This window comes from Planobispora rosea, assembly GCF_014648175.1.
In the GTDB taxonomy this organism is placed as follows: Bacteria; Actinomycetota; Actinomycetes; order Streptosporangiales; family Streptosporangiaceae; genus Planobispora; species Planobispora rosea.
Genome location: NZ_BMQP01000001.1, coordinates 395,051 through 414,519, shown reverse-complemented (window position 1 = coordinate 414,519; position 19,469 = coordinate 395,051). Strand labels below are relative to the sequence as shown.

The following is a 19,469-nucleotide window of genomic DNA, read 5'->3' as shown; positions in this document are numbered from 1 at the left end:
TTGGTATAAACCAATTGGTTTACACCAATTTCCTCATCATTCAAGCGTGTTCACGGCCGGTTCAGGGCCCCACTCCCGGTACGGCACCGCGACCCGGCACAGCAGAACGGCCCGCGTCCCGGATCGGGGCGCGGGCCGTACGGCGTGCGGACCGTCAGTCGTTGAGGCGCTGACGGAGGTAGGAGTCCACCTGGTCGAGGGCGACCCGCTCCTGGCTCATCGAATCACGCTCGCGGATGGTCACGGCCTGGTCCTCAAGGGTGTCGAAGTCGACCGTGACGCAGAACGGCGTGCCGATCTCGTCCTGGCGGCGGTAGCGGCGGCCGATCGCGCCCGCGTCGTCGAACTCGACGTTCCAGCGCCGGCGCAGCTGCGCGGCCAGGTCCTTGGCCTTGGGCGACAGGTCGGCGTTGCGCGACAGCGGCAGCACCGCCACCTTGACCGGCGCGAGGCGGTGGTCGAGGCGCATGACCGTGCGCTTCTCCATGACGCCCTTGGCGTTGGGGGCCTCGTCCTCGCTGTAGGCGTCGATCATGAACATCAGCGCGGTGCGGTCGACACCGGCCGCGGGCTCGATCACGTAGGGGACGTACCGCTCGCCGGTGTCCTGCTCGAAGAAGCTCAGGTCGGTGCCGGAGACCTTCGAGTGCGTGGACAGGTCGTAGTCGGTGCGGTTGGCGATGCCCTCCAGCTCACCCCACTCGCTGCCGGTGAAGTTGAAGCGGTACTCGATGTCGACGGTCCGCGTGGAGTAGTGGGACAGCTTCTCCTTCGGGTGCTCGTAGAGCCGGAGATTGTCCGGGTTGACGCCCAGGTCGACGTACCAGCGCATGCGCTCGTCGATCCAGTACTGGTGCCACTCCTCGTCGGTGCCGGGCTTGACAAAGAACTCCATCTCCATCTGCTCGAACTCGCGGGTGCGGAAGATGAAGTTGCCCGGGGTGATCTCGTTCCGGAACGACTTGCCGATCTGGCCGATGCCGAACGGGATCTTCCTGCGCGCCGACTGCTGCACGTTGAGGTAGTTGATGAAGATGCCCTGCGCGGTCTCCGGCCGCAGGTAGGCCAGACCGGACTCGTCCTCGACCGGGCCGAGGTAGGTCTTCAGCAGGCCGCTGAACTGCTTGGGCGCGGTGAAGGAGCCCTTGGTGCCGCAGTTGGGGCAGGTGATGTCGGCCAGGCCGCCGGCCGGCTGCCTGCCGTGCTTGTCCTCGTAGGCCTCTTCGAGGTGGTCGGCGCGGTAGCGCTTGTGGCACGACTGGCACTCGGTGAGCGGGTCGGTGAAGGTGTCGACGTGGCCGCTGGCCTGCCACACCTCACGGGCGAGGATGACGCACGAGTCGAGGCCGACGATGTCCTCCCGGCCCTGGACCATGGACTTCCACCACTCGCGCTTGACGTTGTTCTTCAGCTCGACGCCCAGCGGACCGTAGTCCCACGACGCGCGCAGGCCTCCGTAGATCTCGCTGGAGGGATAGACGAGCCCACGTCGCTTGGCGAGGCTGACGATGGTGTCCATGATGTCCGTACGGCGTGCCATAAGGGAAAATCTCCATCCGGCTGGAGGTCGGCGAGGAATTGGTCGAGACCAGCTTAGGGGAGGCCGGGACGGGCGGTCGCGCGCATTGGCCATCCCTCCCGCCTTACCCGCCGGCGCCCGGTTTGCCGGCCTTCCCCCGCTCCACCCGCCGGCGCCCGCCGTCCCGCCCCCACCGCCGGTCGCGGCCGGCCGCGGCGCGGGTCAGGGACGCTCGACGTCCTCGAACGCGCTGGGCTCGTTGATCATCAGTGTCATCAGCGGATACATCGCCATCCGCGCCGCGCCGAGCGCCCGCCGGTAGAAGCCGGCGCCCTGCCACTCGCTGACCAGCGCCCACAGCTCCGGCTCGTCCACCGACCTCGACACCCGGCCGCGTACGTAGCCCGGCTGCGCGGCCAGGGTGTCGACGATCTCGTGCGCCCGGGTCAGGAACTCCTCGGCCTGTCCCGGCGGCACCGAATAACGGATGAGAGCGAGCATCCGCCCAGCATGCCAGACGCTCCCCCGGGGTCTCTCCGCGCCGCCCGCGTCAGGAGACGATCTCCCGGAGGGCGGCGACCGCCTCCGTCTCGGCCCGGTAGATCTCCGCGAGACGACCGCTCAGGTCGGCGAAGAGGTCCTCGACGTCCTTGATCGGCGGGACCCGGTCCACCTCCGCCCGGAGTTCCCACAGCTCCGCGGCCTCGTCGCCCGCCGTGCCGTCCGAGAGCAGGGACTCGCGGATCGCGGCGGTGAGCTCCCGCATCCGGGCGAACTCCGGGACGTCGTACGGGAAGGCCGCCTCGGCCAGGGCGTGCCAGAGGCCGTGGATCCGGCGGAACTCCCGGGCCGGCTCCCCCAGGGGGAGGCCGAGCAGGTCCGCCGCCTCGTCCAGCCCGTCGGCGAACAGGTCGCGGAGGTTCCCGCCGTCCGTGCCGACCGGCTCGGCGCCCTCCCACACCGACAGCAGCGCCCCGGCCAGGCCCCGCCCGTCGGCGAACACCTTCGGCCACGCCTTGGCGTTGCGGGTGTCCACGAGCAACCGCGACCACTTGCGCCAGGCGGGCAGGGAGAACGAGTCGGAGGACGCGCTCAGGTGGGCGGCGGCGTCGCGCAGGCCTTCCCGTACGGCCTCGGCCAGCCGTTCGGGGCCGATCTCCGCGGGCTCCAGGACGTGCGTGATGTTCTTGTAGGACGACACGCGGGCCCTGGCGGCGTCCATCCGCGCGTGCGGGACCCGGATCGGGACCGTCCCCCGGTCGTCGACGAACACGTCCGTCTCGTCGCGCCGGTAGGCGACCACCGGGTGCCCGCCGTAGCCGTCCATGCTCTCCGGGAAGCCCCAGTAACCGACGTGGTAGCGGTCGGGCAGCACGATGCACGGGCGCCCGGCGTCCAGCTCCCCGGCCAGCAGCTTCGCCGCGCCCTTGGCCCCCGCGGTGGTGTGCGCGGTGAAGGCGACGCCGAGCCGGTCGAGGGCCTTGGCCGTCCAGCGGTCGTGGTACTGCCACTGGTTGCTGAAGCCGAGCACGACGTGGCGGCTGCCGTCGTGCTTGAACTCCCACAGGATGTATCCGGCGCCGAGGCCGCCCCCGGCGAGGAAGACGAGCGGCTCGCCGATCGCGGCGCCCCGGTTGGCGAGGACGTTGGCGATGGCCGCGCTGCCCGGGTGGCGCCCGCCGTGGAAGGTCCAGGAACCGTCGGCGGGCGTCTCGGGCCGCTCGACGACGTGACGGCGGGCGGCGGTGTAGCTCTCGCCGGTCTTGGCCATGCGCTCCCGGATCCGGGACTTGAGCTGCTTCTTGCTGGTCATGGTGGCTCCGCTCGCGGCATCCGGCCGACCTCCAGCCCACGCCTGCCGGTCAGCCCGCCGCGACATCGGTCGGCACACGGGACCCGCAGTCTTCCGAAGGCGCGCATGTCCCCTTTGCCTCCATGGATCACGGGCAGCGTGGGTACCCGATCAAGGAGGTTCGGCGCCGGAATTCGCCGCTGCCGAGTCTACGTACGGCCCGGCACGAGGACAAGCACGCTCCCTGCACCGCCCCGGCCCGGGACCGCGAGCGGCCCGCCTCCGCCCGGCCCGGGGACAAGCGGCTGCCGCGCGGGGCGCCCCGGCGTTAGGCTCTGGCCGTGGCCGACAAGAGCAGCTCCGACGACCGCCCCGCGCGGCCCGCGCATCCTCTCGCCCAGAGTCCGGCGCCGGGCCGTTCGCGGGGCCGTACGGCACCCGTCCGGGGCTCCGGGCGGCGCCGCCCGCTCCCTGCGGGCGAGCAGTTCTTCACACCGGACGCCACCGGCCTGCGGAAGAGGATCGAGCGGCTCAGCGCGACGCCCATGGTCTTCCTCTTCCAGCTCCCGCGCTGGATCGTCCCGGTGGTCCTGGTGATCCTCCTGCTGGCCGGCTTCGCGGTGCCGTCCTTCTGGGGAGGCCTGGCTGCGCTCGTGGTGGCCGCGTTCGTCGGGTGGCTGGCCTACATGTCGTGGCCGTCGCTGGCCGCCAAGGGCCGGATCCTGCGGGTCGCGCTGCTGACGTTCCTGCTCCTGCTGGCCGCCGACCGGTTCGGGGCCTTCTGAGGACGGCGTCTCCTGAGGACGGGGCCTTCCGGGGCACGTCGTACGGCGAGCCCCTTCCGATCACTGTGACCGGCCCGCCGCGGCGCGCGCCTGCTGCTCGATCTCGGGCCGCAGGTTCTCGATCGTGCGGCTGACGAGATCGAGCTCGTCCTTGATCCCGTGCAGCGTTTCCTCGGTGTCGGAGAGCCGTCCCGCCCTGCCCTGGGCCTCCAGCCGGGCGCACAGCTCGGCCAGGGCGTTGGCCCCCATGTTGACGGCGGAGCCCTTCAGGCTGTGCGCCTGCTTCTCCACGTCCGCGGGCTCTCCCCGGCTGACGGCCTCCTCCAGTTCCGCGACGGAGGCCGGGGCCTTGCTGACGAAGGAGGTGGCGAGGAACTCGACCATCTCCCAGTCGTCCTCTCCCGCGTCCGGCCCGGCGATCTCGTCGAGACGGTGCCGGATCGAGGCCTCCCTGTCCAGGGCGCCGTCCGGAGTGCCTTCAGGAGTGCTCTCAGGAGTGCCGGAGCCGTCCGGCAGTCCCTGGCCTCCTCCGGCCTCCTCCGCTGTCCCGGCGGGCAGGTCCGCTCCCTCCGGCGCCGGGCCCCTCTCCCGGAGCCGTCCGAGGAGCTCGTCCAGCTCGTGCGCGCGCACCGGCTTGGCCAGGTAGTCGTTCATGCCCGCGGCCTGGCATGCTTCCCGGTCCTCCCCGAGCACGCTGGCGGTCAGCGCCACGATGTAGGGCTGGTCGCCCTCCGGCTGCTCGGCACGGATCCGCCGGGTCGCCTCCAGCCCGTCCATCTCCGGCATGTGCATGTCCATGAGGATGACGTCGTAGGAGGCGCGCCGTACCGCCTCGACCGCCTCCAGCCCGTTGCCGACCGTCTCGACGCGGTGACCGAGCCTGTTCAGCATGCGCTGCGCGACTCTCTGGTTGACCTGGTTGTCCTCGGCGAGGAGCACGGTCAGCGGCCGCTGACCGGCGGTCTCGCCGAGGGACTCCTCCCGCCGGTCGGCGGCCGTCGCCTCGGGCTCCGCGAACCGCCTGCGCGCTATCGCGCCCGCCAGCTTCTCCTTCAGCACGGAGCTGCGGGCCGGTTTGGTGAGCACGGCGTCGAACAGCTTCTGCTGTCCGCCCCTCGTCCGCCAGTGCACGCTCGTCAGCAGCACCAGCGGCAGGTCCCGGCCGGCCGCGAGTTCCCGGATGATCTCGGCCAGCTGCTCGCCGTCCATCTCCGGCATGTGCATGTCCAGGACGGCGACGTCGTAGACGCGGCCAGCGGCGAGCAGTTCCACCGCCTCGCCGGGCGAGCCGACGTCGGTGCACCGCATGCCCCAGCTGGTGAGCTGCCGTCGCAGCACGTGCCGGTTGGTCGCGTTGTCGTCCACGACCAGAGCCGAGCATCCGGCGAGCTCCACGGCGACGGGCGGGGGCTCGGGTTCCGGGTGTTCCGGGCAGGCGGCCAGTGTCGCGGTCAGGGTGAAGGTGGAGCCGGCGCCGACCTCGCTCTCGACCGTCAGGTCGCCGCCCATGGCTGTGGCGAGCCGCTTGCTGATCACCAGGCCGAGGCCGGTGCCGCCGTACCGGCGGGTGGTGGACGCGTCCACCTGGCTGAAGGAGCGGAACAGCCGGTCCATCCGGTCGGCGGGGATGCCGATCCCGGTGTCCCGGACCGCCACCCGGAGGCGGACCGGACCGTCCGGGCGGTCCGAGAGCCGCTCCCCCTCCGCGGTGAGGACGATCTCACCCGTGGCGGTGAACTTCACCGCGTTGCTGAGCAGGTTGATCACTATCTGCCGGAGCCGCGTCATGTCGCCGCGCAGCGTCCGGGGGCAGTCCGGGTCGACGTTCCCGACCAGTTCGAGCCGTTTGCTCTCGGCCGCCAGGGCCATCAGGGCCAGGGCGCTCTCCAGGCACTCCCGCACGTCGAACGGCTCGTCGTCGAGGTCGAGCTGACCGGACTCGATCTTGGAGTAGTCCAGGATGTCGTTGATGACGGAGAGCAGTGCCTCGCCGCTGTTGCGCACGGTCTCGGCGAGCTCGTGCTGGTCGGGGTCGAGCTCGGTGTCCAGCAGCAGGTCCGTCATACCGATGACGGCGTTCATGGGGGTGCGGATCTCATGGCTCATCGTCGCCAGGAACGACGCCTTGGCCGCCGCCGCGGCGAGCGCCTCGTCACGGGCCCGGGTGATGACCTGGACCGAGCCGTTGACCGCCTCGGCCATCTGCGCCATCTCCACCGGTTCGCGTACCTCGGCGGGGCGGCTCGTGTCCCCGGCCGCGACGCGTCTGGCGGCGGCGGTCACCTCCTCCGCGGAGGAGGTGACCTTACGCGTCGTCCGCCACGCCACGATGGCGACCAGCAGCGCCGAGAGCAGCGAGCTTCCCACGATGATGTCCCGGGTGGCGGCCGCGCTGTCGGCGCTGGCCCGCTCGCGCAGCGCGACCAGGCGCGCCTCCTCCTGCCTCGCCTGGTTCAGCAGGGTCTGAAACTGGATCATGGCGTGCTGACCGCGTGCGGTGTCGTCGAGGACGTCCCGTACGGCCTGGAAGCCCTCCTGCTGCCGGAGGCGGATCCTGTCGGCCAGCTCGTCGAGCTTCACCTGGGCCGCCTGCCGCAGCCGGCCCAGGATCGCCTGCTGGCGGGGATTGTCCGCGGTCATCCGGAGCAGCGCCCCGAGTTCGACCTCGATCCGCCCGACCGCCTGGTGGTACGGGTTCAGGTACTCCTCACGGCCGGTGATGACGTAACCGCGCTGGCCTCGCTCGGCGTCCTTGACCAGCTCGCCGACGGTGCCGATCCGATCGATCACCTGGTGGGCGTGCTGGGTCCAGCGCAGGTCCTCCTGCAGGGCGCCGATGCGCGTGTAGGAACCGATCCCGATGACGGCGAAGGCGAGGAACGCGATCGTGTAGCCGACCGCGAGCAGCCTTCCCACCGTCCAGCCGGACCTGCGCGGCTTCTCACCGGAGCCGGGCGCGATGGGTCCGGACGCGGGCGCGGGTGCCGCCATGGTCTCATCCCCTTCCCACCTAGCACATGCCCTACATGGTGATATATGTCCGTTTTGACGGAGAGGATGCGACCCCTCACGGAAAGGGCCTCCTGCTGCGCCGCGGCACGCTCGGGATCCGTGGCGCCGGGGACCGGCGCGGCGCTCAGCGGCGCGGCCCCGCTCGCGGTGGCCCTCGGACGGGACGGGGATCTGCTGGTACCGGCGTTCACGGTGGCGGCGCTCGCCGCGTGGGCCGTCGTGGGCACGGCCGCCGCGGGAGTTCTCCATGGGCCAAGCGCTGCGGACGGGCGCCTTCCCCGCCCTGGCGCCGACCCCGTCGAACTCCCCGCCGAACTCCTCCGGCGGCCGCATCCGGGGGACGCCGGGCGAGCGCCGCGTCCCGCGGCCTCCGCCCGGCCGGCACCGCACCCGCCGACCGGCCCGCCGGCGAACCCTCGGCGGGCCGGTCACACGCCGGCCGGGCGCTCAGCCCGCGGCGTCGTCCGTACGGGACAGGTAGAGGGACGTCCGGATGCCGTTCGGGCTCACGTCGGCATCCAGGGTCTGGTCGTCGAGCGCGGCCGCGGCCTCGGGATCCAGGAAGACCCGGACGTCCTCCTTCTTGATCACCTGGTCGCCGTCGTGCGGCACGCTCGTCAGGGACAGTTCCAGCGTGCCCTCGTCCCCGGGCTTGGGCGTGATGCGCAGCCCGGCCTCCTTGGGCAGGTTCTCCCCCACCATGAGGTCGCGTATCGCCTCCACGGCTTTTTCCGTCAACGTCAGCACGACAGGCCCCCCTGCAAACGATGAGATACGGGCTATACGGGCGTTTGGCCGTCCTGGCCGGCTCCGCCGCTGCGGCAGAGATTCACCGAGGCGGAGATACACCGCCATATCGCCTGAAATCGGTTGTCCGTATTCACCTCCCCGTCCGGGGACGGCTCAAACTCCGGCCCCGGTGGAGCGGCCACCCGCCCGCGCAGCGTGGTCCGTGCCCGTCACCCCTCCGCCGGAACCCGGGCCCCGCACCTGCGGTCACCGCCCGGCCGAAAAGCTTCGGGCGATTTTGACAACGGTTTTCACTTGCACCCATACTGAGTGCATGATGTCCGACTCCTCCCGACGTATTCCTCTGCGCGCCACCGGCCTGCTCGCCGGGTTCGCCGCTCTCGCCGCCGTCACCGGATGCGGCGCGGGTGCCGCCGACTCGGCTCCCCAGGGGGGCGGGGCCGGCGTCACCGCGGCCTTCTACCCGCTGGAGTGGCTGGCCCAGCGGGTGGGCGGGTCCGACATCACCGTCACCACCCTGACCAAGCCCGGCGTCGAGCCGCACGACCTGGAGCTGACGCCGCAGTCGGTGGCCGGGCTGGAGCAGACCCGCCTGGTGCTCTACATCAAGGGCGTGCAGCCCGCCGTGGACGAGGCCGTCGAGCAGCACGCCGCCGATCGGAACCTCGACGTGGCCACCCTGGTCCCGACCATCGAGGCGACCGAGGAAGGCCACGAGGAGGGCCACGAGGAGGGCCACGAGGAGGCGGAGCACGCCGACGAGCCCGGCCACGAGCCCGGCCACGAGCACGAGGTCTCCTACGATCCGCATCTCTGGCTCGACCCGAGCCGCTTCGCCACCGTCGCCACCGAGCTCGGCGAGAGGCTCGCCGCCGCCGACCCGGCCCACGCCCAGGGGTACAAGGACCGCGCGGCGAAGACCGCCGCCGAGCTGACCGCCCTCGACGGCGAACTGGCCAGGGGCCTGGCGAACTGCCGCTCGAAGTCCCTGGTCACCAGCCACCAGGCCTTCGCCTACCTCGCCGACCGCTACAAGCTCCACCAGGTCGGGATCAGCGTGGATCCCGACGCCGAGCCCTCCCCTGCCCGCCTGGCCGAGGTGGCCGAAGTGGCCAAACGGGAAAAAGTGACTACGATTTTCACCGAGACCCTGGTCAGCCCGAAGGTCGCCGAGGTTCTCGCCGAGGAGGTGGGGGCCGGGACCGCGGTCCTCGATCCGATCGAGAGCAAGCCGGCCACCGGCGACTACCTGTCGGCCATGCGCCAGAACCTCACGACACTCAAGGCAGCCCTGAGCTGCACGTAAAGGCACCTGCGTGACAGACAAAGAAGAAGCGTTCACCATGCGCGGCGGCCAGGTCAGCCTGGACCGCCGCCCGGTGCTGCGCGGGATCGATCTGACCGTCCGCCCCGGCGAGGTGGTGGCCGTGCTCGGCGCGAACGGCTCGGGCAAGTCCACGCTCGTGCGCGCCCTGCTCGGCCTGGTGCCGCTGTCCGGAGGCTCCACCCTCCTGTACGGCACGCCGCCGACGCGGTTCCGCCAGTGGTGGCGGATCGGCTACGTCCCCCAGCGGCTCTCGGTGGGCGGCGGCGTGCCGTCCACGATCCGCGAGGTCGTCGCCTCCGGGCGGATCGCCAGGCAGAGCAGGTTCCGCCTGACCGGCCAGGCCGACGCCGCCGCGACCGCACGGGCGCTGGAGGCGGTCGGCCTGGCCGATCGGGCCGGGGACCCGGTCCAGGCCCTGTCCGGCGGGCAGCAGCAGCGGGTCCTGATCGCCCGCGCCCTCGCCGGGGAACCCGAGACCTTCGTCATGGACGAGCCCACCGCCGGCGTCGACGCCGAGAGCCAGCAGCTCCTCGCCGACACCCTGGCCGGCCTCGTCGCCCGGGGCAGGACGGTCGTGCTGGTCGCCCACGAGCTCGGCCCGCTGGAGCCGCTGATCACCCGGGCCGTGGTCCTGCGGGACGGCTGCGTCTGCCACGACGGCGCCCCGCCCAAGGCGGTCGGCGCGCACGCCCTCCCCGGTCACGACCACGTGCACCCCCACGCACCCGAGAAGCCCGTGAGCCCGCTCGACTGGAGACCCACCTCGTGATCGACCTGCTCCGGTACGACTTCATGCAGCGGGCGCTGATCGCCGCCCTCCTCGTCGGACTGGCCGCCCCCGCCATCGGCACCTTCATCGTGCAGCGCCGCCTGGCCCTGCTCGGCGACGGCATCGGGCACGTCGCGCTGACCGGTGTGGCGCTCGGCTTCCTCACCGGGACCGCCCCCGTGCTGACCGCCGTCGTGGTCTCGGTGCTCGGCGCCGTGGCCATCGAACTGGTCCGCGAGCGCGGCAGGACCGGTGGGGACGTGGCGCTCGCGCTGTTGTTCTACGGCGGCATCGCCGGGGGCGTGCTGCTCATCTCGCTCGCCCCCGGCGGGAGCAACGCGACGCTCATGTCCTACCTGTTCGGCTCGATCAGCAGCGTGACCGTCCAGGACGTGTGGGTGATCGCCCTGCTCGCCGCCGCCGTGCTCGGCGTGGTGACCGTCTTCGGACGGGAGCTGTTCGTGCTCTGCCAGGACGAGGAGGTCGCCAAGGCGAGCGGCCTGCCGGTGCGCTTCCTCAGCCTGCTCATCGCGATCACCGCCGCGCTGACCGTGGTCATCGCCATGCGGGTGGTCGGTCTGCTGCTGGTCAGCGCCCTGATGGTGGTCCCGGTGGCGACCGGTCAGCAACTCACCCGCGGGTTCCGCAGCACCATGCTCCTGGCCATGCTCTGCGGCATGGTCGCCACGGTGGGCGGGCTCACCTCGTCGTTCTACGTCGAGGTCCCGCCGGGCGCCCTCATCGTGCTCTTCGCGCTGGGAGGGTTCGTCCTGGCCCTCGGGCTCGGTAGATTCGTACGCCGAAGCCGACCTCAGGAGTCCAACTGATGAGCAGCAGACGCGATGCCGTCCATGAGATCCTCCGCCAGAGCGAGGGTTTCCGCAGCGCTCAGGACGTCTACGCCGAGATGCGCGCGGAAGGAGCCAAGATCGGGCTGACCACGGTCTACCGGGCGCTCCAGGCTCTGGCCGACAACGGGCATGTCGACGTGCTCCGCACCGACGACGGGGAGTCGGTCTACCGGGCGTGCGCCAGCGGCGACCACCATCACCACCTGGTCTGCCGCCGGTGCGGGCGGACCGTGGAGGTGGCCGGGCCGGCGGTGGAGCGCTGGGCCGAGGCGGTCGGCACCGAGCACGGCTTCACTGAGATCACCCACACCGTCGAGGTGTTCGGCACCTGCCCGGCCTGCTCCGCCGCGGCGAAGGCCGGCTGAGATCGACTGAGAACGGCGGGGACCGGCCGCCGGGAGGCGTGAGCCGGACCGCCGGAGCGGACGGGACCGGCCGGACGCCACAGGCGATACGGCGATGTGCGGTCGCGGAGGGCCCTCGAAAGGCTTCGGAGAGATACGCTTCCCAGACGGCGAGCCGCCGTACGGGCGCAAACCCCGCCACAACCGCAGCCAACAGGAGTCAACATGCCATTCGGACATGACATGGTGCACTCACTCGCCACCGCCGTCGACCTGGTCAACACCTCCCCCGCCACCGGGGGCGAGGACGGTCTGAGCGATCTGGAACAACTCGGCGAGTTCGTGGAGCGGTGGGAGGTGAGCGGCGTCGGGGAACTCGGCGCCGCCGACCTGAACCAGGTGCGTGCCCTGCGGGATGCCTTCCACAAGGTCTTCACCGCCCCCGACCAGGCCACCGCCGTCATCCGGCTCAACACCCTGCTGAGCGGGACGCGCATCACCCCCCGCCTCACCGAGCACGACGGCCACCCGTTGCACGTGCACTACTTCGCCCCGGGCGCCGCCCTCAGCGAGCACCTCTCGGCGGACCTGGGCGTGGCCCTGGCACACCTGCTCGTCGAGGGCGAGTGGGAGCGTCTGCGCACCTGCTCGGCGCCCGGCTGCGAGCGCGTCTTCGTCGACGAGTCCCGCAACCGCTCGCGGGTCTACTGCGACAGCCGGACCTGCGGCAACCGCATGCACGTCGCGGCCTACCGGGCCCGCCGCCGCGCCTGAGCCGCCTGAGCCGGACCGCCCGGGGCGTCCTGTCCCGGCCCCGGGCACCCTGCACTGATCCCGGGCGTCCCGTCCTGGCCCCGGGGTCCCCCCTACGCCGACGACGCCTTGGCGTACTCCGAAGCGCCGCCCGCGAAGTCGTAGACCACGACCTGCTCGTCACCGACGACCCAGGCGTCGTGCCCCGGCGGGCAGACGAAGACCTCCCCGGGGCCGACCTCCGTCTCCGTGCCGTCGTTCATACGGATGTGGAGCCTGCCCCGCACGACGAGCCCGTTGTGGTGGATCTCGCACGAGTCGGTGCCGGCGATCGGCTTGACCGACTCCGACCAGCGCCACCCGGGTTCGAACGTGGCGACACCGAAACTCAGCCCCGTCAGCTCGCACAGCTCCAGGTGCCCCTTCGGGAAGTCCCGGCGCTCGTCCGGCTTGTCGACGCTCTTCACTTCGATCATGACGTCCCCCCTTCGTCAGTTTCAGTCTCGCACCGGGGGAGAGCCACCACAAGGCTGTGACCTGCAGCGGAAGACCGACCGGCCCGGTGGGGATCAGCCGGCCCGGTGGGGATCAGCCGGCCCGGTGGGGATCAGCCGGCCCGGCGGGGACTAGCCGACCTGGTTGGGGACGGCCCCGCCGTAGCGCCGGTCGCGCTTGGCGTAGGTCTCGCACGCCTCCCACAGATCACGGCGGTCGAAGTCGGGCCAGAGCCGGTTGAGGAAGACCATCTCGGCGTAGGCCGACTGCCACAGCAGGAAGTTGGAGGTGCGCTGCTCACCGGAGGAGCGCACGAACAGGTCCACATCGGGGATCTGCGGCTCGTCCAGGTAGCGGGCGAAGGTCTCCTCCTTGACCCGCCCCGGCTTGACCCGGCCGGCGGCGATGTCCTCGGCCAGTTTGAGCGCGGCGTCCACGATCTCGGCGCGGCCGCCGTAGTTGACGCAGAACTGCAGGGTCATCGTGGAGTTGTCCCTGGTCATCTCCTCGGCGTCCTGGAGCTCGGAGATGACGCTCTTCCACAGCCGCCCGGGGCGACCGGCCCAGCGCACCCGCACGCCCATCGCGTGCAGCTGGTCGCGGCGGCGGCGGATGACGTCACGATTGAACCCCATCAGGAAGCGGACCTCGTCGGGCGAGCGCTTCCAGTTCTCGGTGGAGAAGGCGTAGGCCGACAGGTAGGGGATGCCCAGCTCGATCGCGCCCTCGATCACGTCGAAGAGCGAGGCCTCGCCCGCCTTGTGCCCCTCGGTGCGCGGCAGGCCGCGCTGCTTGGCCCACCGGCCGTTGCCGTCCATCACGATCGCCACGTGCCGGGGCACCAGGTCACGGGGGATGGGCGGCGGGGTGGCGCCGGAGGGATGCGGGGCGGGCGGGCGGACGTTCACGTGGCGGGCTCCCTTTCTACGTGTCGGAGAGAGCGTATGCCGTGTTCCAGGTGCCACTGCAGATAGGCGGCGACCAGGCCGCTGCACTCGGTGCGGTGCCGGGACTCGGAGGCGTCGGCGACGGCCCAGTCGCCCTTCAGGAGGGCCAGCATCAGCGTGAGCGTCTCCCCCTCGGGCACGGCGGCCCCGGCGGGACGGCAGTTCCCGCACACCACCCCGCCCGCGACGATGGCGAACGCCCGCACCGCGGTGGCCTGGCAGCGGGCGCACGTGTCGAGTGCGGGGGCGTACCCGGCCACGGCCAGCGAGCGCAGGAAGTAGGCGTCCAGCACCAGCCGGGCCTCGTGCTCGGCGGCGGCCAGCGCGCGCAGGCCGCCCACGAGCAGCAGGAACTGCCGGAGCGCGGGCTCCTTCTCCCCCACGATCAGCCGGTCGGCGGTCTCCAGCATCGCGATGCCGGCCGTGTAGCGCGGGTAGTCGGCGACGAGCGCCTCGCCGTACGGGTGGATGGTCTCCACCTGGGTGACCACGTCCAGTGTGCGGCCGGTGTGCAGCTGGAGGTCGACGTGGGTGAACGGCTCCAGCCGGGCGCCGAACCGCGAGGTGGTCCGCCGGACCCCCTTGGCCACTCCCCGGATCTTCCCCGTCCGTTTAGTGAGGACCGTGATGATCCGGTCGGCCTCGCCCAGTTTGTGGGTGCGTAAGACGACGCCCTCGTCACGGTACAGACTCACTTTCCCCAGTTTAGTCCGAGGACCTGCGTGGAAGGCCTCGAAACGTGATCGGGTGGCGGGAGCGCGTCACCGATGCGTGCTGTTCACCTGGAACTCACTAAACTTTGACCTCTGGCGAACTTCCCCGCCATGTTCGAACCCGGATCCACCCCCGCACGAAAGGGTGCCATGCCCCGCGTGGTCCTGCTGGGCTCATCGCCCGGCCCCGATGCCGCCTCCGGCCCATCAGTGCCGTCCGCCGCACTGACCCTGCCCGCGCTTCCCGGCTGCCCCACGGTGATCGGCAAGCTCCACGGCCAGCTCGCCTCGCTCGACTCCGCGCCGGTGACGATCGCCCGCAAGGACGACGCCATCGCCTACCGCGGGTTCCCCGGCACGCTCGTGGAGACCTCCGATCTGGCCGGCGACCTGCGCGCCGTGGCCGACGCGGCCGAGCGCGCCACGGAGAACCTGCTCATCCTCCCGGCCAACTCGCTGGTCCACGACGAGCTGATCTACCAGATCACCAAGTCCAAGCGAGGCGCGCTCGCGCTGATCGCCAAGGAGCCCCGCGAAGAGGACGAGAACGGCGACTTCATCGTCCCGAACGTCCCCATCGACGAGGCCGAGCCGGAGATCAGCGACCGGTTCTTCGAGGGCCTCCCGGTCCGGGCGCGCGCCGCCAAGTCCCGGGTGATCTCGGTCGGCTCCGCCTACCACGCGGTGACCCGGCCCAACGCGGTGCTGCTCGGCCCGCTGCACCTGCACGTCAGGCACGCGCCCACGCTCGCCGAGGCCGCCCGCGAGCTGGCCGACATGGCCCACCTGTTCGGCCCCGAGGACGACCTGCTCCAGCTCCTGGTCCTGGGCCTGGTACGGCGGGGCGTCTCCGTCGGCATCCGCGGCCGCCGCGACCTGTTCTACCGCCGGGTGACCTCGCAGGCCGAGGCCGACCAGTTCGTGACCGACATGGCCGCCTTCAACGAGGACCGGGCCCGGCTGAACAACGCGGTCAAGGGCGCCGACGGCTTCTTCACCACCTACTTCGTCAGCACCTACTCGCGCTTCATCGCCCGCTGGGCGGCCCGGCGCGGGCTCACCCCCAACCAGGTCACCCTGATCTCGATCGCGCTCGGCGTGGCGTCGGCGGCGTGCTTCGCCACCGGCGCGCGCGCCGGGATGGTCGCCGGCGGCATCCTGATCTACTTCGCGTTCGTGTTCGACTGCGTGGACGGCCAGCTCGCGCGCTACGCCCGCAAGTTCGGCGTGCTCGGCGCGTGGCTGGACGCCACCTTCGACCGCTTCAAGGAGTACGTGGTCTTCGCCGGGCTGGCGGTCGGCGCGGCCGTCTCGGGCGTCGGCGACGTGTGGACGCTGGCGCTGATCGCGCTCGGTGTGCAGTCCATCCGGCACCTGCTGGACTTCTCCTTCGGCGCCGCCAACCGCCGCAAGCCCCCGTCGCCGCTGCCCTCCATCCCGATCTCGATCAGCCCCGACACCCCGCTCCGCGCGGCGCTGGAGGAGCGCAAGGTCGCCCGTAACGGCGGCACCATCCGCAGCCTGCTGAAGATGTGGAGCAAGGCGGGCAAGTACCGCGCCATGCACTGGGCCCGCAAGATGATCGTGTTCCCGATCGGTGAGCGCTTCGCCGTCATCGCCATCGCCGGCGCCTTCTTCGACGCCCGGGTCACCTTCCTGACGCTGATCATCTGGGGTGGGATCGGCGCCGCCTACTCGCTCACCGGACGTCTGATGAGGTCGCTCGCATGATCACCCAGCCTCAGCCGCAGGCCACGCCCGCCCCGGACCCCTACGAGGAGCGGCTGCGCGTGCAGACCGCGCGCCTGCTCGCCTACCGCGACGACGGCCCGCTGGTCACCCTGCTCCGCGACCGGATGGGCCGGGGCCTGCCCCCGGTGCCGTCCGCCCTGGCCGCCCTGCTCGCGATCATCGCGATGGCGGTCGCCGGGCTCCTGGAGGACGGCCCGATCCTGCTCGTCCCGGCCCTGATCATGGTCGCGCTGGTGCTGCCCACCGCGCCCCGCGACCACCTGGGCAAGCTCGACTGGCTGATGCCGCCGCTGATCCGGGGGACCGAGTTCCTCGTCATCATCCTGGTGACGCTGGCCGCCGGCGCGCCCAAGTGGCTGGCGTTCGTGCTGATCTACGTGATCGGCTACCACACCTACGACACGGTCTACCGGACCCGGCAGGGCATCTGGCCGCCCAGCTGGGTCTTCCGGGCCGGCCTGGGCTGGGAGCTCCGGCTGCTGCTGATCGGCGCGGGCGCCGTACTGGGCGGGAACGCGCTGACGTGGGTGCTGGCCGCGCTCACGCTCTACCTCGGCGTGATGTTCGCCGTCGAGAGCGTGACGAGCTGGGTCCGCCTGGACAAGGAGTCGGCGACGGCCAAGGCCTCCGCCGAGGCCGACCTCGAGGCATCCCCCGAAGAGGTGCTGGAGCAGACGACCGGCGAGGCCGAGCCCGCCTGACCCGCCGTACGGCACAGCGTGGAGGGCCGCGGCGTCACGCCGCGGCCCTCCGCCGTTCACCCCGCCGTCCGGCAGCCGCCGTTCATCCCGCCGTCCGGCCGTCGTCCTCCCTCTGTCATGTCCGGGCTGCCGCGTCCCTGGTTGTGTTACAAAGCAGCGTGGAACTGGACCGGCTGGACCGTGACATCATCGGGGCGCTCGTCGAGGACGCCCGTGCCACCTACGCGGAGATCGGGCAGCGGGTGGGCCTGTCGGCGTCGGCGGTCAAGCGCCGGGTGGACCGGCTCCGGGAGATCGGCGCGATCACCGGGTTCACCGCGCGGGTGGAGCCGTCCGCGCTCGGCTGGACCACCGAGGCGTACGTGGAGCTGTTCTGCGCGGGCAAGACCTCTCCGGCGGACATCGGGGTGGCCGTGGCCCGGCACCCGGAGGTGGTCGCGGCGTGCACGATCACCGGTGAGGCGGACGCGCTGCTGCACATCAGGGCGACGGACGTGCGCCACGTGGAGCGGGTGATCGAGCGCATCGCGGCGGAGCCGTTCGTGGTGCGGACCAAGAGCTCCATCGTGCTCTCCCGGCTCATCGACGCCCCGCTGATCACCCCGCGCAACGAATCGCCGTCCCCCGCCTGAGACACGCAAGAGACCTGCGCCGACGCGCAAGATCAGGCTATTGGCCCGCGTGTGGCCCCTTCCTAGGCTGTTGCCGTTCTCACCACGACAACCTGTGCGGGGGTCATCGATGACGAGGCACTACCTCATGTGCCGGCCCGACCACTTCGCCGTGGAGTACGCCATCAACCCGTGGATGGACCCCGAGGCGGGAGCCGACCGCGAGGTGGCGATCCGGCAGTGGGAGGAGCTCAGGAGCGCCTACGAGGGGCTCGGCCACCGGGTCAGCCTGATCGATCCGCTTCCGGGCCTGCCGGACATGGTCTTCGCGGCCAACGGCGCGCTGGTGGTCGGCGGCCGGGTGTACGGCGCCCGGTTCGCGCACCCCGAGCGGGCGGCCGAGGGCCCGGCGTACCTGAAGTGGTTCGCCGACAACGGTTACGACCGGGTGCACGAGCCGCTCTTCACCAACGAGGGTGAGGGCGACTTCCTCACCCTCGACCACCTCGTGCTGGCCGGGACCGGCTTCCGCACCGAGGTCGGCGCGCACGGCGAGGCCCAGGAGTTCCTCGGCCTGCCGGTGGTGACGCTGCGCCTGGTGGACCCGCGCTTCTACCACCTGGACACCGCCCTGTTCCCGCTGGACGGCCGGAACGTGGCCTACTACCCCGGCGCTTTCTCCGCGGGCAGCCGGGAGGTGCTGCGCCACCTGTTCCCCGACGCCGTCATCGCCGAGGAGGAGGACGCGGTGGTGCTGGGCCTCAACGCGGTCAGCGACGGCACCCACGTGGTGATCAGCGCCGAGGCCGCCGGCCTGCAGCTGGAGCTCAAGCGCCGCGGCTTCGAGGTGATCCCGGTCGAGCTGTCCGAGCTGCGCAAGGCAGGCGGCGGCCCGAAGTGCTGCACGCTGGAAATCCGGGAGGCCCAGGTGGCGGTCCGCCGATGATCCGGGAATAAGCCCAGGTGGGAGAGCACGGAACCAGAGGAACGGTGATGCCAGAATGACCACCACGGCCGAGCTCATCGAGCTCAGCGAGCGCCGCAGCGCGCACAACTACCATCCGCTTCCCATCGTGATCCACGAGGGGCGGGGAGCCTGGGTCACCGACGTCGAGGGCAGGCGATATCTGGACTGCCTGTCGGGCTACTCCTCGCTCAACTTCGGCCACGGCAACACGAAGATCATCGAGGCGGCGCGGGAGCAGCTCGGCAGGCTCACCCTGACCAGCCGCGCCTTCTTCCACGACCAGTTCGCCGCCTTCGCCGCCGGCCTGGGCGACCTGACCGGCAAGGACATGATCCTGCCGATGAACACCGGCGCCGAGGCCGTGGAGACCGCGATCAAGGTCGCCCGCAAGTGGGGCTACGAGGTCAAGGGCGTCACCCCCGACCGGGCGAACATCGTCGTCATGGAGGACAACTTCCACGGCCGCACCACGACGATCGTGAGCTTCTCCACCGACCCCGACGCCCACGACGGCTACGGCCCCTACACGCCGGGCTTCAGGATCGTGAAGTACGGATCGGTCGAGGCGATCCGCGAGGCCGTGGACGCCGACACGGTCGCGGTGCTGGTGGAGCCGATCCAGGGAGAGGCGGGGGTGCTGGTGCCGCCGGACGGCTATCTGCGCCAGGTCCGCGAACTGTGCACCGAGAACGACATCCTGATGATCGCCGACGAGATCCAGTCCGGCCTCGGCCGCACCGGCGACACCTTCGCCTGCGACCACGAGGGCGTCGTGCCCGACGTCTACGTGCTGGGCAAGGCCCTGGGCGGCGGCGTGGTCCCGGTCTCGGCCATCGCCGCCGACGAGAGCGTGCTCGGCGTGATCAAGCCGGGCCAGCACGGCTCCACCTTCGGCGGCAATCCGCTCGCCTGCGCGGTGGCGTGCGCGGTCATCGACATCCTCAACACCGGGGAGTACCAGGCGCGGGCCAGGGAGCTCGGCGGCGTCCTGCACGAGCGGCTGCGCGGCATGGTCGGCCGGGGCGTGGTGGCGGTGCGCGGGCGCGGCCTGTGGGCGGGCGTGGACATCGACCCGTCCCTGGGCACGGGCCGCGACATCTCCGAGGCCCTGCTGCGCCGCGGCGTCCTGGCCAAGGACACCCACGGCTCCACGATCCGCCTCGCCCCGCCGATCGTCGTGTCGGAGGAGGACCTTCTCTGGGCCGTCGACCAGCTGGCCGACGCCGTCAGGGAGCTCGGCGGCTGACCCCTTCCCGGTGCGGGCCGTACCGTGCGGGCCGCACCGGGGTCAGGGTGCCTCCCGTGCGCGGATGAGGTCCGCCGGTCCGTAGGCGGCGACCGGACCGCCCGTGGTCACCCCGGCCCTCGACACCGCGATCAT

The 19,469-nt window shown here is 71.5% G+C and carries 19 protein-coding genes; 11 read left to right on the top strand and 8 right to left on the bottom strand.

All coding sequences use genetic code 11. From position 1 onward, the window contains the following. Positions 1–154: 154 nt before the first annotated feature. From IEZ08_RS01820 to IEZ08_RS01810, 3 genes are all read right to left on the bottom strand, one after another. The gene (locus IEZ08_RS01820; RefSeq protein WP_068922120.1) at positions 155–1,540 is read right to left on the bottom strand and encodes a glycine--tRNA ligase; all 1,386 of its coding nucleotides are present in this window, start codon (positions 1,538–1,540) and stop codon (positions 155–157) included. 201 nt (positions 1,541–1,741) lie between these two features. Then, positions 1,742–2,020 (bottom strand): antibiotic biosynthesis monooxygenase family protein, encoded by a 279-nt coding sequence (locus tag IEZ08_RS01815; RefSeq protein WP_068922119.1) that lies wholly within the window; start codon positions 2,018–2,020, stop codon positions 1,742–1,744. 49 nt (positions 2,021–2,069) lie between these two features. Beyond that, a complete protein-coding gene (locus tag IEZ08_RS01810) occupies positions 2,070–3,332 on the bottom strand; it encodes a BtrH N-terminal domain-containing protein (RefSeq protein WP_203863188.1) in 1,263 nt (420 codons plus the stop codon). Positions 3,333–3,652: 320 nt separating this feature from the next. On the opposite strand from IEZ08_RS01810, the gene IEZ08_RS01805 reads away from it, so the two are divergent. Beyond that, entirely contained in the window at positions 3,653–4,096 is a 444-nt protein-coding gene (locus IEZ08_RS01805; RefSeq protein ID WP_068922118.1) for a DUF6703 family protein, read from the top strand. A gap of 60 nt (positions 4,097–4,156) precedes the next feature. Here IEZ08_RS01805 and IEZ08_RS01800 read toward each other — a convergent pair whose 3' ends face one another. Both IEZ08_RS01800 and IEZ08_RS01795 read right to left on the bottom strand, forming a co-directional pair. After that, positions 4,157–7,087: a response regulator gene (locus tag IEZ08_RS01800; RefSeq protein ID WP_068922117.1), complete on the bottom strand. Its 2,931-nt coding sequence runs from the start codon at positions 7,085–7,087 to the stop codon at positions 4,157–4,159. 468 nt (positions 7,088–7,555) lie between these two features. Then, positions 7,556–7,855 carry a HesB/IscA family protein gene (locus IEZ08_RS01795; protein WP_068922116.1) on the bottom strand — a complete coding sequence of 100 codons (300 nt, stop codon included), beginning with the start codon at positions 7,853–7,855 and terminating at the stop codon, positions 7,556–7,558. A gap of 316 nt (positions 7,856–8,171) precedes the next feature. Between IEZ08_RS01795 and IEZ08_RS01790 the strand changes: the two genes are divergently transcribed. The 5 genes from IEZ08_RS01790 (at position 8,172) to IEZ08_RS01770 (ending at position 11,923) form a co-directional block, all read left to right on the top strand. Continuing rightward, on the top strand, positions 8,172–9,164 hold the full coding sequence (locus IEZ08_RS01790) for a metal ABC transporter substrate-binding protein (RefSeq protein ID WP_068922115.1): 993 nt from the start codon (positions 8,172–8,174) through the stop codon (positions 9,162–9,164). Positions 9,165–9,201: 37 nt separating this feature from the next. Next, the gene (locus IEZ08_RS01785) at positions 9,202–9,954 is read left to right on the top strand and encodes a metal ABC transporter ATP-binding protein (RefSeq protein WP_068922114.1); all 753 of its coding nucleotides are present in this window, start codon (positions 9,202–9,204) and stop codon (positions 9,952–9,954) included. Beyond that, the gene (locus tag IEZ08_RS01780) at positions 9,951–10,781 is read left to right on the top strand and encodes a metal ABC transporter permease (RefSeq protein ID WP_068922113.1); all 831 of its coding nucleotides are present in this window, start codon (positions 9,951–9,953) and stop codon (positions 10,779–10,781) included. Before IEZ08_RS01785 ends, IEZ08_RS01780 begins: the two co-directional genes overlap by 4 nt. Continuing rightward, positions 10,781–11,170 carry a Fur family transcriptional regulator gene (locus tag IEZ08_RS01775; RefSeq protein WP_068922112.1) on the top strand — a complete coding sequence of 130 codons (390 nt, stop codon included), beginning with the start codon at positions 10,781–10,783 and terminating at the stop codon, positions 11,168–11,170. The genes IEZ08_RS01780 and IEZ08_RS01775 overlap by 1 nt, the downstream gene beginning before the upstream one ends. A gap of 204 nt (positions 11,171–11,374) precedes the next feature. After that, positions 11,375–11,923 carry a CGNR zinc finger domain-containing protein gene (locus IEZ08_RS01770; protein ID WP_068922111.1) on the top strand — a complete coding sequence of 183 codons (549 nt, stop codon included), beginning with the start codon at positions 11,375–11,377 and terminating at the stop codon, positions 11,921–11,923. A gap of 92 nt (positions 11,924–12,015) precedes the next feature. Here the strand turns inward: IEZ08_RS01770 and IEZ08_RS01765 are convergent, their stop codons facing one another. From IEZ08_RS01765 to recO, 3 genes are all read right to left on the bottom strand, one after another. Then, entirely contained in the window at positions 12,016–12,378 is a 363-nt protein-coding gene (locus tag IEZ08_RS01765; RefSeq protein WP_068922110.1) for a cupin domain-containing protein, read from the bottom strand. A 150-nt stretch (positions 12,379–12,528) separates the two neighbouring features. Next, positions 12,529–13,305, bottom strand: coding sequence for an isoprenyl transferase (locus IEZ08_RS01760; RefSeq protein WP_068922109.1), 777 nt, complete (start codon positions 13,303–13,305; stop codon positions 12,529–12,531). Continuing rightward, entirely contained in the window at positions 13,302–14,039 is a 738-nt protein-coding gene (gene recO, locus IEZ08_RS01755; protein ID WP_068922108.1) for a DNA repair protein RecO, read from the bottom strand. The genes IEZ08_RS01760 and recO overlap by 4 nt, the downstream gene beginning before the upstream one ends. Positions 14,040–14,207: 168 nt before the next feature. On the opposite strand from recO, the gene IEZ08_RS40150 reads away from it, so the two are divergent. The 5 genes from IEZ08_RS40150 to rocD all read left to right on the top strand — a co-directional run bounded on the left by IEZ08_RS40150 (position 14,208) and on the right by rocD (position 19,334). Then, the gene (locus IEZ08_RS40150; RefSeq protein WP_068922107.1) at positions 14,208–15,788 is read left to right on the top strand and encodes a CDP-alcohol phosphatidyltransferase family protein; all 1,581 of its coding nucleotides are present in this window, start codon (positions 14,208–14,210) and stop codon (positions 15,786–15,788) included. Continuing rightward, positions 15,785–16,510 (top strand): DUF5941 domain-containing protein, encoded by a 726-nt coding sequence (locus tag IEZ08_RS40145; protein ID WP_068922106.1) that lies wholly within the window; start codon positions 15,785–15,787, stop codon positions 16,508–16,510. The genes IEZ08_RS40150 and IEZ08_RS40145 overlap by 4 nt, the downstream gene beginning before the upstream one ends. A 158-nt stretch (positions 16,511–16,668) precedes the next feature. Beyond that, a complete protein-coding gene (locus tag IEZ08_RS01740) occupies positions 16,669–17,142 on the top strand; it encodes an Lrp/AsnC family transcriptional regulator (RefSeq protein WP_068922105.1) in 474 nt (157 codons plus the stop codon). 109 nt (positions 17,143–17,251) lie between these two features. Beyond that, entirely contained in the window at positions 17,252–18,067 is an 816-nt protein-coding gene (ddaH, locus tag IEZ08_RS01735) for a dimethylargininase (RefSeq protein WP_068922104.1), read from the top strand. Between the two features lie 55 nt (positions 18,068–18,122). Next, a complete protein-coding gene (rocD, locus tag IEZ08_RS01730; protein ID WP_068922103.1) occupies positions 18,123–19,334 on the top strand; it encodes an ornithine--oxo-acid transaminase in 1,212 nt (403 codons plus the stop codon). Positions 19,335–19,469: the final 135 nt, after the last annotated feature.